Below are 12,327 nucleotides of genomic sequence, written 5' to 3'. Positions count from 1 at the left end.
CAGGGAAATTACCTGTTCAGAAGTGGAGATAAAAACAAATAACCCCAAATAACTCAATCCAAAAAATAAGATATGATTCCAAAAACAATGAAAGCGGCAGTAGTTCAGGGCTATGGCCAACCTTTGAAAATAGAAGAAGTACCTGTAAGAGAACCCGGAAGATATGAAGTCCTTGTTAAAGTAATAGCCTGTGGAGTCTGCCATACAGATTTACATGCGGTAGATGGCGATTGGCCTGCAAAACCCAAAATGCCTCTTATTCCGGGACATGAAGGAGTTGGTATCGTAGTAGCCTGCGGACCGGAAGCTTTTGTGAAAGAAGGAGATGCTGTAGGTGTTCCATGGCTGTACAGTGCTTGCGGATGCTGTGATTATTGTATTACAGGGTGGGAAACCCTTTGTGAAGCACAGAAAAATGGCGGTTACAGTGTCGATGGTGGATTTGCAGAATACGTCATTGCAGACTCAAGATATGTGGGACATTTGAAATCTGATGTTAACTTTTTGGAAATTGCCCCTATTTTATGTGCCGGAGTCACAGTTTACAAAGGATTGAAAGAAACAGAAACAAAACCCGGAGAATGGGTAGCCATTTCAGGAATCGGAGGACTGGGGCATGTAGCCGTTCAGTACGCCAAAGCAATGGGAATGCACGTAGCCGCTATTGATGTAGCAGACGATAAGCTTGAGCTTGCAAAAAAATTAGGAGCAGACCTTGTAGTCAATGCAAAAAACACAGATCCCGGAGAATATTTGCATAAAGAAGTCGGTGGAATGCACGGTGCCTTAATTACTGCAGTTTCACCTATTGCTTTCAAGCAGGGAATCGATGTGTTGAGAAGAAAAGGAACAATTGCTCTCAATGGCCTTCCTCCCGGATCTTTTGAACTTCCGATTTTCGAAACGGTTTTAAAAAGAATTACCGTAAGAGGTTCTATTGTAGGAACAAGAAAAGACCTGCAGGAAGCACTGGATTTTGCCAATGAAGGATTGGTAAAAGCTACCGTTACTGCAGCAAAGCTGGAAGATATCAATGATGTATTTGATAAAATGAAAAAAGGACAGATTGACGGCAGAATCGTTTTAGATATTGCCGGCTCAAATTAATTTGATGATGTGTTGCTGATCCCGGTTAGAATGTATTTTACCGGGATCTTTTATCAATATAAGGTTTGGATTAAACCAAAATAAAAACAATGGAAACAAAAATATCAAGACTTTCCGCAACAGAACAAGCGCTTGAAGTAATTGACAAGCTGGAAGAGCAATATGGCCCTCTGATGTTTTATCAGGCAGGCGGATGCTGTGAAGGAACCCAGCCACAATGCTTCGAAAAAGGAGGATTCTTTCCCAGAATGAATGATGCCATGATTGGTACTATTAACGGGCATGAGTTCTGGATAGACCGCGACCTTTTTGAATACTGGAAATATTCACATTTTACCCTTGATGTTACAGACGGTTTCGGACCCGGAGGATTCTCTCTGGAAACTCCTTTGGGTAAAACATTTAAAGTTCATTACAGGCTTTTCACTCCTGAAGAATATGAAAATCTGGAAACGGTAAAACGTAGTGAATAGTGTGATTTAACAAAAATAAGTCAGACTTTCACAAACCGGTTGACAAACATGGCAGCTACAATATCTCCTACAGCATTCAGCACTGTTGCTAAAGGATCTACCAACGTTCCAATAATCATCACCGCAGGAATCGCTTCCTGAGGCAGTTTATAAACAGAAATCATCAGCATCTCACCAATGTACCCGCCGTTAGGAATTCCACCCGCTACAATACTCACAAAAACAGTAATCCCCAAAGCTAAAAGCAGATTGGCAGGATCAAAAAAATCCTTTCCAATAATTAAAAAGGCTACATAAATCTTGATAATAGATGACATGGAAGATCCGTTTTTATGCAGTGTAGTCCCGATAGGAATCACCAGATTGGCAATAGAATTCGGAATCCCGATTTTGGAAGCCGCCTGTAAATTAGCAGGCATTGTTGCAAAACTGCTGCATGTGCTTATGGCGGTCAAAGTAGGGTAGATCGCATTTGTCCAAAAGCTTTTCACTCCTTTTTGCCCATTCGCCATGAATGCATAGATAGAAAAGAACACAAGGAAATAAATAACTCCTGCAATATAATATAACCCTAAAGGTTTAGCATAAAATCCAAAAAGCTGTGGTCCTAAAGTCGCTACCTGATAAGCAAAATAGGCTCCCAGACCAATAGGTGCCAATTTCATCACCAGCAAAAGAAGTTCTTTCATCACTTCATATCCAGAAGCAATAAAAACTCTGAAAGGCTGTCCTTTTTCTCCTGTCTTTCGGGCTGCAAATCCTGTCAGAAAAGCAAATACCAAAAGTGCCAGCATATTTCTTCTTGAGAAAAGCTCCGTGAATTCTCCTACGGTAAAGAAACTTACAATCCTGTTACCCCATGTGTCTTCATTAGCTGCTTCTGCAATCATCTCAGAACTTCCTGAGACCCCGGAAACAGGGAAAAGATATACTGCACATATTGTAAACACTGCTGCCGTGAGAATAAAGAACAGAAAGGTAAGTGCCATCACAAGAATGATCTTACCGAATTTTGATTGCTGCTCCAGAGAAGCAATAGAATTGGAAACAGCAAAAAATACCAATGGTACTACACTCACAAAAAGAAGATTAAGGAAAATATCTCCCAAAGGTTTAATGTATTCCACAAAACCGGGAGCAACAATTCCTATGATGCTTCCAAAAATGATTCCCAAAAGTAAAAATATGATTCCGGAGTAGTTTTTCAATACATCTTTCATGTATAGCTTTTTATCAAAGATAGGTTTATTTTTAACATTCTGTTATACAATTTTCAGACCTAAAATTCATAAATTTGGGTAAACCACATTTCTATGGCTTATATAGATTACTATAAAATTTTAGGCGTAGATAAAAACGCAACACAGGATGATATCAAAAAAGCCTATCGAAAACAGGCTAGAAAACATCATCCCGATCTCAACCCCGGAGACAAAGAAGCAGAAAAGAAATTCAAAGAACTGAATGAAGCGAATGAAGTGCTGAGTAATCCGGAAAACAGATCAAAATATGACAAGTACGGAGAACACTGGAAGCACGGCGAAGAATACGAAAAAGCCCAGCAGCAACAGCAAAGACAGTATCAACAGCAAAGTTATAACGGAGGATATTCCGGTGCAGATTTTGGTGGAGGTGAAGATTTCTCAGATTTCTTCCAGGATATGTTTGGCGGTGCAGGCGGTGGATTTGGCAGAAGTTCAAGAGGAAGAGCCTCCGGTAAATTCAAAGGACAGGATATCACTGCCGAATTGAATCTCAATTTAAGAGACGCCGCAACCACGCATCCGCAAACTTTTGAAATCAATGGAAAGAAAGTAAGAATCACCATTCCTGCAGGAGTGTATGACGGACAGCAGATTAAATTAAAAGGACATGGAAATCCCGGAGTAAACGGTGGGCCAAACGGAGATTTATATATCACCTTCAATATCCCTGCTGATCCGGATTTTGAAAGAATAGGTGATGACCTGAAAACCAAAGTAACCATTGATCTGTACACAGCCGTTTTAGGTGGCGAAGTAAAAGTACATACGCTGAATGGAAGTGTAAACCTTAAAGTAAAACCGGAAACCCAAACCGGAATGACAGTAAGGCTTAAAGGAAAAGGTTTCCCTGTCTATAAAAAAGAAGGAGAACACGGTGATCTTTTTGTAACCTATGAAGTGAAACTGCCAACCAACCTTACCGAAAAGCAGAAAGAACTTTTTGAACAACTAAAAAATTCCTAAGCTATGAGTGAAAGAATATCACGGGAAGAACTCGTAAAAATCTATAATATAGAAATCACTTTTTTTGATGATCTTGTAGACTATGGGCTGCTGAATATTCAGATTGAGAATAATATTCATTATCTGATGTATGAAGATCTGCCCGATCTGGAAAAATTTGCCAACTGGCATTATGATCTCGAAATTAACCTGCCCGGCCTTGAAGTGATTCATAATATGCTGAAAAAACTGGATGCTCTGAACCGCAGAAACAGAGAACTGATGAATAAACTTTCTGCTATAAGTGATCAATATGAAGATATTTAGTTTAGTTTTGTAGCTTTTTAAAGCAAACTCTATAATTATGAATGAAGAAAAGGTGATTACACTAAAGCCGGACAGGAAGATTTTTGAAGATATTTATTTTAGCGGTAATCAGGGAAGTCTGCTTTTTTCACCTACTACAAAAAGTAAAACTATCGTTACCATAGTTGCTGCAGTGATTGTTTTCATCGTTTTTCTATTAAAAGACTTTATGAGTAAAGAAAATGCAGGCGTTTTATACTTCCTGAGTTTTATATTTTTGCTTTGTGCTGTTTTTTTATCAGTCAGCGTTAATAAAGTTTCAAGATGGAAAAAACAGGTGAATCATTATCTGAGCACGCTTGAAAGATGTAAAGTATACGAAATAAGATTTGATAATAACTTTTTCACAGTCAATATTGATGGCGAAAAAGAGACCAGCGAATGGAAAGATTTTGAATACTTTGACAGCACTCATGAATTTATTTCTGTTGAAGGAAAATACAGTTATATGTTTCCCAGAAAATCAATGAATGAGAAAGAATACAGTTTTCTCAAGAATATATTGAAAGAGAAAATTAAAATCGATTAATAAAAACAAAAACGGAGCAAAATTATTTTGCTCCGTTTTTTATTATATACAAGTTAGCTTATTTGTTCTCTTCCAACCAGCCCATTTCCTTCATCCACTCGTCATTGTAGATTTTTCCTACATATCTTGAGCCATGGTCATGAAGTAAAACAACAATGACATCATCTTTTGTGAACTGATCTTTCATCTGAATCAAAGATGCAATAGCACTTCCGGCAGAATATCCACAGAAAATACCTTCCTCTTTCGCCAGTTTTCTGGCATAGATAGCACCGTCTTTATCCGTTACTTTTTCAAAATGATCAATTACAGACATATCATAGTTTTCAGGAATGATATCTTCCCCGATTCCTTCTGTGATATAAGTGTAAGCGTGATCATAATGAAGCTCACCTGTTTCGTGGAATTCTTTCAGAATAGAGCCATAAGTATCCACTCCGATTACTTTGATGTCCGGATTTTTTTCTTTGAAAAATGTTCCGCACCCGGTGATTGTACCTCCTGTTCCGGCTCCTACTACAAAATGAGTCAGTTTTCCTTCTGTCTGTTCCCAGATCTCCGGAGCCGTGGATTCATAATGAGCAGCTCTGTTGGACAGGTTATCATATTGGTTGACATACCATCCGTTTTCCGTCTCTTTTGCCAGTCTTTTGGAAACTGAATAATAAGAACGTGGATCGGTAGGTTTTACGTCAGTAGGGCAAACAATTACTTCGGCTCCTACAGCACGAAGAATATCACATTTTTCTTTTGACTGTTTTGAATTGGTTACAAAGATACATTTGTAACCTTTGATGATGGCAGCCAATGCCAGTCCCATTCCTGTATTTCCGGAAGTTCCTTCAATAATGGTTCCTCCAGGTTTTAATCTGCCGTCTTTTTCGGCATCCTCTATCATTTTAAGAGCCATTCTGTCCTTCACTGAGTTTCCGGGATTGAAGGTCTCTACTTTTGCTAATACCAATGCCGGAAAATCTTCACCTAATACTTTGTTAAGCTTTACCAGCGGTGTGTTACCTATCGTTTCAAGGATATTTTTTGCGTATTTCATAAATGTTTTATAAGCGGCACAAAGATAAGGCTTTTAAAATTATCTGCGCTGTGGATAACGTGTGGATAAGTTGTGGATAACACTGAAATCAACTGATACACAATCAATAACTTTCAATTATCAATTATCAATTATCAATTATCAATTATCAATTATCAATTATCAATTATCAATTATCAATTATCAATTATCAATTATCAATTATCAGGTTAGTTGTACTTAATCGCTTTCACCGGAGAAATCTTACTGATCAGGTAGCTCGGAATAATCAAGGCCAGCCCTGAGATAATAAGAATTCCTACTGAGATAGAAATAATGGCAATTGGGTTAAGATCAACCGGAACAGTACTTACGTAGTAATTTTCAGGATTAAGTTTGATGATTCCAAAGAATTTCTGGATTAAAATCAGTCCTAATCCGATAGCATTTCCGTACAAAAGCCCCGGGATCATAATAATCAGGGTATAATTGATGAAAGTAGCTCTTATCTGTGAATTGCTTGCTCCTAATGTTTTAAGAAGGCCAATAGAATTGGTTCGTTCGATAATAAGAATCAGAAGAACCATAATGATATTGATCACCACTACAATCAGCATGATGATAATGATTAAAGCAATATTGGTATCAAAAATACTGATCCAGTCAGTGATTTGTGGGAATTTTTCTGTCGCTTTTTCAGCATAGTTTTTATATCCGATCAGTTTTTCGATGTCAGGAAAATCTTTGTCGATATCATTCACATTCTTCAGGAAAATATCTATTCCGCCAATTTCATCTGGTTTCATATCCTGAATCTTTCTTGCATGATTGATTCCTCCGATAACAAATTGTTCGTCAATTAGTTTAATGTCAGTTCTGTAAATTCCGATAACTCTGAATTTACGGTAAAGCGGTTTTTGATCTGCTTTTAAAAATACAGTAACAATGCTGTCATTTACTTTAAGATGAAGATCATTGGCCACTTTCTGTGAAATCGCAACATCACTATTGAATCCTTTTTCTGTTACCTTCGGAGTTGTTCCGGCTATAAGGAATTTTTTAAATCTTAGACTGTCAAAATCCTTACCGATTCCCTTAAATATAATGCCTGCGAAATTGTGCTCATTACGCATAATTCCGGTAACCGTTACATATTTTTGGGTACTTTCCACATCGGGAAGTTCTTTTATCTTGGCAATATTGAGTCCCTGATTGTCCAGTACAGAAGTATTGTATGAAGAATTGGATCGTGTAGACCTTACGGTAATATGTCCGCTGAAATCAGCCAGCCTTTCTTTAATAGCTTTTTTTGAACCAAAACCAGTGGCTACGGTAATGAGGGAAACGATAATTCCCAATGCTACGGAAAGCCTGCCAATGAAGATGATAACCCTTGAAAGGTTATTTTTGTTATCTTTGGAAAATGCTATTTTTCTAGAGAAATATAAAGGAAATTTCAAGCTTATGAATTTAGATTTCAAAATTAAAAATTTACTTCTGATTTGCCTAATTTTTTTAGGAGTATTCAACCAATATTATTCTCAGACTCAAGTTCAACCGGATTTTAAAACGGGTGCCGACCAGCCTGAAATTTACCTGCCACTGTTAAAAAATAAAACGATCGGGGTGGTGACCAATCAGACAGGTTTAATGAGTGATAAAACCCATCTGGTTGATTTTCTTGTAAAAAACGGAATTAAAATCAAATCTATTTTCGCACCTGAACATGGCTTCAGAGGTGATGCTGATGCAGGGGCAAAAGTGAAAAACGGAGTAGATGTAAAGACCGGAATTCCCATTGTTTCACTATATGGAAATAATAAAAAGCCAAAGCCGGAGCAACTTTCAGGAATTGACATCGTTGTTTTTGATATTCAGGATGTAGGAGTAAGGTTTTACACCTATATTTCCACTTTGTCTTATCTGATGGAAGCCGGAGCTGAGAATAATGTGGAGATCATGGTTTTGGATCGTCCCAATCCACATGACGGATACACTGACGGACCTGTCCTGAGAAAAAAATGGTCAAGTTTTGTTGGACTTCACGAAGTTCCCGTAGTATATGGGCTGACAATAGGAGAGTATGGAAAAATGGTGAACGGAGAGAAATGGCTGAAGAATCAAGTTCAGGCTAAATATACGCTTGTTCCGATGAAGAATTATCATAAAAAGCAGCGTTATCCGATACTTGATAAACCTTCTCCTAATTTACCCAATGATAAAGCAATTAATTTATATCCAAGCCTTTGCTTTTTTGAAGGTACTCAGGTTTCTGTAGGAAGAGGAACAGATCTTCCTTTCCAGATTTATGGTTCTCCATGGACGGAAAACCTTCCTTATCAGTTTACGCCAAAACCAAGCTACGGAGCTAAAGATCCATTCCTGAACGGGAAGCTGTGTTATGGTGAAAACCTTTCCAGTTATCCCAAGGATCTAAGAGAATTGAATCTTGAATGGGTAATAAGAGCCTATCAGCATTATAAAAACCCCCAGCAGGATTTCTTCCTGAAAAATCTGTGGTTTGATACTTTATCCGGAACTGATGAATTGAGAAAACAGATCATCGCAGGAAAATCAATTCCGGAAATTAAAGCTTCATGGAAAAAAGATCTGGAAAGTTTCGAAAAGATCAGAACCAGATATGTGATATACGAAGATTAATTAATCAAAATTTTGGGGCGGATTTTTATCATTTCTGCCCTTATTTAGTATAAAAAGTCCCACAGTCAGTCCAACAACTCCTGCAAAAGCCGTCATTAAGGCTCTCTGTAATTTATCTGGTAAATCATTTCCGATATAATTCATTAAAAAAAGAATCACAAAAGTGATGACTGAAATGATAATATGATTTCTTCCGAATGGTTTCATTGTATTATTTTAATTTATAAGAAATCATGACCCCTCCTCTGTATGGGATGATTTCACCGCTTTTATTAAATTCTTGTGCGGAATCATAGCGTCTTCCCGTAGTACGGTCATATCCTTTATAAAACCCCTGTGATGTTCCTACAGTAGCATACAGATCAAGATTCCATCGTTCGGATAATTGGAATTGATACCCTGCTGTTACTCCCAGCATAAAAGAAAACCCTCTCTGATACAGATTAGAGTTGGTAAGGATTTCCCCATTCCAGTTTTCAAAACTATCATCATTCCAGTAATTCCATTTTGAAGCATTGTAGGCCGCAAAACTAATGTTGGCTCCTATATACCAGTGTTTGAAAGCTTCAGTAAAATAGTATCTTCCTTCCGCAGATACGGAATAAAACTGTAGTTCATGTCCTGCGAAAGATTTCCATGGTGAAATGAAAACATCTCCCTGAAGGGTATATTTTGGACTAATCTGTTTTTCTATTCCTAAGTTTAAAATTCCTATCGGAGCAAATAAAGCGTTCCCTTTTATGTATAAACTTTTATCCTGTCCTCCTTGTTCCTGTTCCTGAGCGTTCAACATAGTTGCCGACAGGAAGGCTAATATGCCTGCTGCTAATAATTTATATTTCATCCGGTTTATAATGTTTATTTTATTTGCTTTAATAGTTCATCTGCCAGTTGAGAATCCTTATTGCCCTGAACTGCTAAATTTTTAGACATTTCAGCATAGTTTTTTGCCATCTCTTTATTTCCCGTAAGGTGATAAAGTTTGGCAAGAATATAAGTGTTTTCCGAAGTTTCGCTTCTCATAACAGATTTTTCTGCCCATTCTGTAGCTTTCTTTAATGAAGAAGGAGTTTTCACATGATCTGCAAATATCCATGCTGCTCTCAGGAGTTCATTCGGATCAAAAGCATCAGAATTTTTATAATAATCTAAAGCCGCTTTCTCATATTCAGAAAAATTACTGTTCTGTTCATAATAGCTGAGTTTAGTCTGATTCAGCTTTTTAACAGCAGCTTCTTTCCCTACCAATGGTTCGGCAGCTTTCATGAAGTAGTCGTCATTGATTTTTTTATTTTTATCATCAATAGACTGTTCTACTATTTTTCCTAACTTCAGCTGAGCATCAAATTCGGTATAAGTTTCTTCAGGAAGATATTTAATAATCTCTGCTTTTCTGGATGCAAAAACAGGATAGTTGGTATCTTCCGATGATTTTACGAAGTAAAGAAGAAATCCGATTTCATCCTTTGTAAGCTCTTCAGTTTTCTTTTTATTCTGAAAATATCTTTCGGAAGCTTTTTTGGCAAATTCATAATCTGAGTTAGCGTTAAGCTTCATAATGTTGATCAGGAATTCCGGGTCTTTTTCACCGCCGGCAAAACGGTCTTTAAGAGAGCCTTTTTTATTTCCGGGTGAATTGATGTCCTGTGCCATTGCCACAAACAGACTTTCTTCCATATAACCGGTATTTCTGGAAACAAGTTCTCCTTCACCGTTCAGGAAAAGATAAGTAGGATAGGAACGTACTCCGAATTTTGAAGCGATATCTCTGCCTTCTCCCTTCTCCATGTCAAATCTTGCATTAATGAAGTTGGTGTTGTAGTAGTCACTTACTGCTTTCTGTGTGAATACATTTTTTTCCATCATTTTGCATGGGCCACACCAGGAAGCATAGGCATCAATAAAAACCAATTTCTTTTCCTTCTTGGCTTTTGCAATAATATCTTTGAATGGCAGCTCCTGAAACTGTATGGCTTCCTGAGCAGAGATCGCGATGGCACAAAAAATAGATAACCCGGAGATGATCTTCTTCATTTTCAAATAAGATTTGTAGGCGAAGATAATTAATTTTCAAAATATAGCGTGATGAATAGGTGGTCTCAATGACGATATTAACGAACTTTAAGACTTAAGCGTATCTGATTTTTGTTTTTTAATTTAAAATATGAAATCTAAATTTAATTCACTTTATGGTCCTAAAATCTTTGTTATATCTTTGCAAACGAATAATTTATACGTAGAGGAATCCATAATTTAGAAAATTTGATTATTAATTTTAAGCACGCCTTATCCAAAAAATCCATTTATATTACTGCTTTATCTGCCTGCCTGATCGCAGTGGCAGCATTTGCTGTTTTGAGTCTTTTGATCACAGAAGACAGCCGTAAGAATACCGATGATTTTGCGAAGAAAACATTCTTCAGAAAGTATGAATCGATAGAACACGAGTTCAGGAATATTGAGGATTATCAGTATCTGCTTCGCGCACTGATTCAAAAGGACGGACTGAAGAATTACAAGGATTATTCTTCGGTTTTAAATGATTTAAATAAAAAAAGAAATCTGCTGCCCTATAGCTGGTATTATTATGAAAACACCACTTCAGGAAAAACAGATAGTAATAATCCTTTATCCGGTATTTTCAGGAAGACAGATCGTAAAGAGAATTCTATTGTGATAAAGAATAACGGACCGGGACATTTTAAAGACCTTTTGCTTACCAAAAAGGACAGCATGTATTGGATTAGTTACGATTCTTTGATACTACCTGATAAAAACAAATTGTACTATGGCTCTACCGTAAGCCTGGATGATCTTCATCAATATTTTATTAATGTCGATAAAAGTTCCAATACCTACGCTTATGTCTTTACCAAAGAAGGAATCTGTATTACCCATCCTGAGAAAAAATATATAGGAAAAAATATCTTCGATTTTACAGATATTAAACCTAATGACACGTTAACCAGCAAAACTGAAGTGGGATATACCAAAGGGACAGCGGTTTCAGAATATCTGGGAGTTGAGGTTACCCGTTTCATAAAACCATTGAAGACTGATAATTTTGACGGATATACAGTAGTGAATCATGTGAACTTTATCATCGATGAAAACCTCAATAAGATAAAAGCCTATACCGTTTATATTTTCCTGGCGGCACTTTTTCTTATTGTAACGGTCTTTATGTTGTTCCAGAGAGCAACCGGTCTGGCTTATCGGGAAAAGGAGAAAATACAGTCGGAAAAGAATTTGCTGTTGATAGAGAACGAAAAGATGCACAAAGCAGAAGTGATCAATCAGCTTCAGCAGCTTAAAAATAATATCAATCCCCATTTTCTTTTCAACTCATTGAATTCCCTTTATATGCTGATCGGGATTAATAAAGAAAATGCACAGAAGTTTACCATGAACCTCTCGAAGATTTACAGGTATCTTATAGTGCCTCCAAAAGATAATATGGTTCCTGTTTCGCAGGAAATTAAATTTATACAGCAGTATATGGAACTTCTGAAAAGCAGGTTTGATGAAGAACTGAAATTTGAATTGATTATTAATGCTCCTGAAAGTCTGGAAAAAAGAATTCCCTATTTATCTCTTCAGATTGTCACGGAAAATGCAACCAAACACAATATTGCAACCATAGATCAGCCTCTGGAAATCATCATTACCGTTGATGAGGATGGGATCACAGTAAAGAATACCTGGCAGCCTAAGGAAGAAACGGTGCAGGGAGAAAAATTCGGAATTGAGTATTTGAATCAGGTTTATGGATATTTTAAGAATAATCTTCTTCATATTTCTGTAGATGGTGAATATTTCGTATGTTTTTTGCCTTTAATGGAGTAAAATAAAAATCCATTCACTCCCGAATTAGCACCATTCACTCCCTAATATTATATATATGATTCATGATACCTATAGCTTTGCTGGCTGAAACTAAGATATTTACTATTT

Annotated in this window: 13 protein-coding genes; 7 read left to right on the top strand and 6 right to left on the bottom strand. The window is 37.0% G+C overall.

Annotated elements, in window-relative coordinates; translation table 11 throughout:
* Positions 1-72 precede the first annotated feature (72 nt).
* Positions 73-1,107: an alcohol dehydrogenase AdhP gene (gene adhP, locus DEU39_RS11070; protein ID WP_076596100.1), complete on the top strand. Its 1,035-nt coding sequence runs from the start codon at positions 73-75 to the stop codon at positions 1,105-1,107.
* A gap of 89 nt (positions 1,108-1,196) precedes the next feature.
* Positions 1,197-1,580, top strand: coding sequence for a DUF779 domain-containing protein (locus tag DEU39_RS11065; RefSeq protein WP_120231968.1), 384 nt, complete (start codon positions 1,197-1,199; stop codon positions 1,578-1,580).
* Between the two features lie 20 nt (positions 1,581-1,600).
* On the opposite strand, the gene DEU39_RS11060 is transcribed toward DEU39_RS11065, so the two are convergent.
* On the bottom strand, positions 1,601-2,800 hold the full coding sequence (locus DEU39_RS11060) for a dicarboxylate/amino acid:cation symporter (protein ID WP_120231967.1): 1,200 nt from the start codon (positions 2,798-2,800) through the stop codon (positions 1,601-1,603).
* Positions 2,801-2,893: 93 nt separating this feature from the next.
* Between DEU39_RS11060 and DEU39_RS11055 the strand changes: the two genes are divergently transcribed.
* From DEU39_RS11055 to DEU39_RS11045, 3 genes are read left to right on the top strand one after another with little or no spacing between them, the layout of a single operon-like run.
* Complete coding sequence (locus DEU39_RS11055) at positions 2,894-3,808, top strand: DnaJ C-terminal domain-containing protein (protein ID WP_120231966.1); 915 nt, start codon at positions 2,894-2,896, stop codon at positions 3,806-3,808.
* 3 nt (positions 3,809-3,811) lie between these two features.
* The gene (locus DEU39_RS11050) at positions 3,812-4,114 is read left to right on the top strand and encodes a chaperone modulator CbpM (protein ID WP_120231965.1); all 303 of its coding nucleotides are present in this window, start codon (positions 3,812-3,814) and stop codon (positions 4,112-4,114) included.
* 37 nt (positions 4,115-4,151) lie between these two features.
* Positions 4,152-4,682 (top strand): hypothetical protein, encoded by a 531-nt coding sequence (locus DEU39_RS11045; protein WP_062674319.1) that lies wholly within the window; start codon positions 4,152-4,154, stop codon positions 4,680-4,682.
* Positions 4,683-4,740: 58 nt separating this feature from the next.
* Here the strand turns inward: DEU39_RS11045 and DEU39_RS11040 are convergent, their stop codons facing one another.
* Entirely contained in the window at positions 4,741-5,733 is a 993-nt protein-coding gene (locus DEU39_RS11040; protein ID WP_062674320.1) for a PLP-dependent cysteine synthase family protein, read from the bottom strand.
* Positions 5,734-5,942: 209 nt separating this feature from the next.
* A complete protein-coding gene (locus DEU39_RS11035) occupies positions 5,943-7,172 on the bottom strand; it encodes an ABC transporter permease (RefSeq protein WP_062674322.1) in 1,230 nt (409 codons plus the stop codon).
* 4 nt (positions 7,173-7,176) lie between these two features.
* On the opposite strand from DEU39_RS11035, the gene DEU39_RS11030 reads away from it, so the two are divergent.
* Positions 7,177-8,373, top strand: coding sequence for an exo-beta-N-acetylmuramidase NamZ domain-containing protein (locus tag DEU39_RS11030; protein ID WP_120232237.1), 1,197 nt, complete (start codon positions 7,177-7,179; stop codon positions 8,371-8,373).
* On the opposite strand, the gene DEU39_RS11025 is transcribed toward DEU39_RS11030, so the two are convergent.
* The 3 genes from DEU39_RS11025 to DEU39_RS11015 are packed head-to-tail and all read right to left on the bottom strand — an operon-like array spanning position 8,374 to position 10,407.
* Entirely contained in the window at positions 8,374-8,580 is a 207-nt protein-coding gene (locus DEU39_RS11025) for a hypothetical protein (protein ID WP_062674325.1), read from the bottom strand.
* 4 nt (positions 8,581-8,584) lie between these two features.
* Complete coding sequence (locus DEU39_RS11020; protein WP_120231964.1) at positions 8,585-9,217, bottom strand: DUF3575 domain-containing protein; 633 nt, start codon at positions 9,215-9,217, stop codon at positions 8,585-8,587.
* 14 nt (positions 9,218-9,231) lie between these two features.
* Complete coding sequence (locus DEU39_RS11015) at positions 9,232-10,407, bottom strand: thioredoxin family protein (protein ID WP_120231963.1); 1,176 nt, start codon at positions 10,405-10,407, stop codon at positions 9,232-9,234.
* A 228-nt stretch (positions 10,408-10,635) separates the two neighbouring features.
* Here DEU39_RS11015 and DEU39_RS11010 point away from each other — a divergent pair, with 228 nt between their 5' ends.
* Complete coding sequence (locus DEU39_RS11010; RefSeq protein ID WP_120231962.1) at positions 10,636-12,219, top strand: histidine kinase; 1,584 nt, start codon at positions 10,636-10,638, stop codon at positions 12,217-12,219.
* Positions 12,220-12,327: the final 108 nt, after the last annotated feature.

This window comes from Chryseobacterium sp. AG363 (assembly GCF_003610675.1).
In the GTDB taxonomy this organism is placed as follows: Bacteria; Bacteroidota; Bacteroidia; order Flavobacteriales; family Weeksellaceae; genus Chryseobacterium; species Chryseobacterium cucumeris.
The sequence above is the reverse complement of the archived record's forward strand: the minus strand, read 5'-3'. Positions and strand labels throughout refer to the sequence as shown.

Excerpts from the sequence above, each read along its gene's own strand:
- adhP (WP_076596100.1), top strand. The coding sequence starts at position 73 with ATGATTCCAAAAACAATGAAAGCGGCAGTAGTTCAGGGCTATGGCCAA.
- DEU39_RS11065 (WP_120231968.1), top strand. The coding sequence starts at position 1,197 with ATGGAAACAAAAATATCAAGACTTTCCGCAACAGAACAAGCGCTTGAA.
- DEU39_RS11060 (WP_120231967.1), bottom strand. The coding sequence starts at position 2,800 with ATGAAAGATGTATTGAAAAACTACTCCGGAATCATATTTTTACTTTTG.
- DEU39_RS11055 (WP_120231966.1), top strand. The coding sequence starts at position 2,894 with ATGGCTTATATAGATTACTATAAAATTTTAGGCGTAGATAAAAACGCA.
- DEU39_RS11050 (WP_120231965.1), top strand. The coding sequence starts at position 3,812 with ATGAGTGAAAGAATATCACGGGAAGAACTCGTAAAAATCTATAATATA.
- DEU39_RS11045 (WP_062674319.1), top strand. The coding sequence starts at position 4,152 with ATGAATGAAGAAAAGGTGATTACACTAAAGCCGGACAGGAAGATTTTT.
- DEU39_RS11040 (WP_062674320.1), bottom strand. The coding sequence starts at position 5,733 with ATGAAATACGCAAAAAATATCCTTGAAACGATAGGTAACACACCGCTG.
- DEU39_RS11030 (WP_120232237.1), top strand. The coding sequence starts at position 7,177 with ATGAATTTAGATTTCAAAATTAAAAATTTACTTCTGATTTGCCTAATT.
- DEU39_RS11025 (WP_062674325.1), bottom strand. The coding sequence starts at position 8,580 with ATGAAACCATTCGGAAGAAATCATATTATCATTTCAGTCATCACTTTT.
- DEU39_RS11020 (WP_120231964.1), bottom strand. The coding sequence starts at position 9,217 with ATGAAATATAAATTATTAGCAGCAGGCATATTAGCCTTCCTGTCGGCA.
- DEU39_RS11015 (WP_120231963.1), bottom strand. The coding sequence starts at position 10,407 with ATGAAGAAGATCATCTCCGGGTTATCTATTTTTTGTGCCATCGCGATC.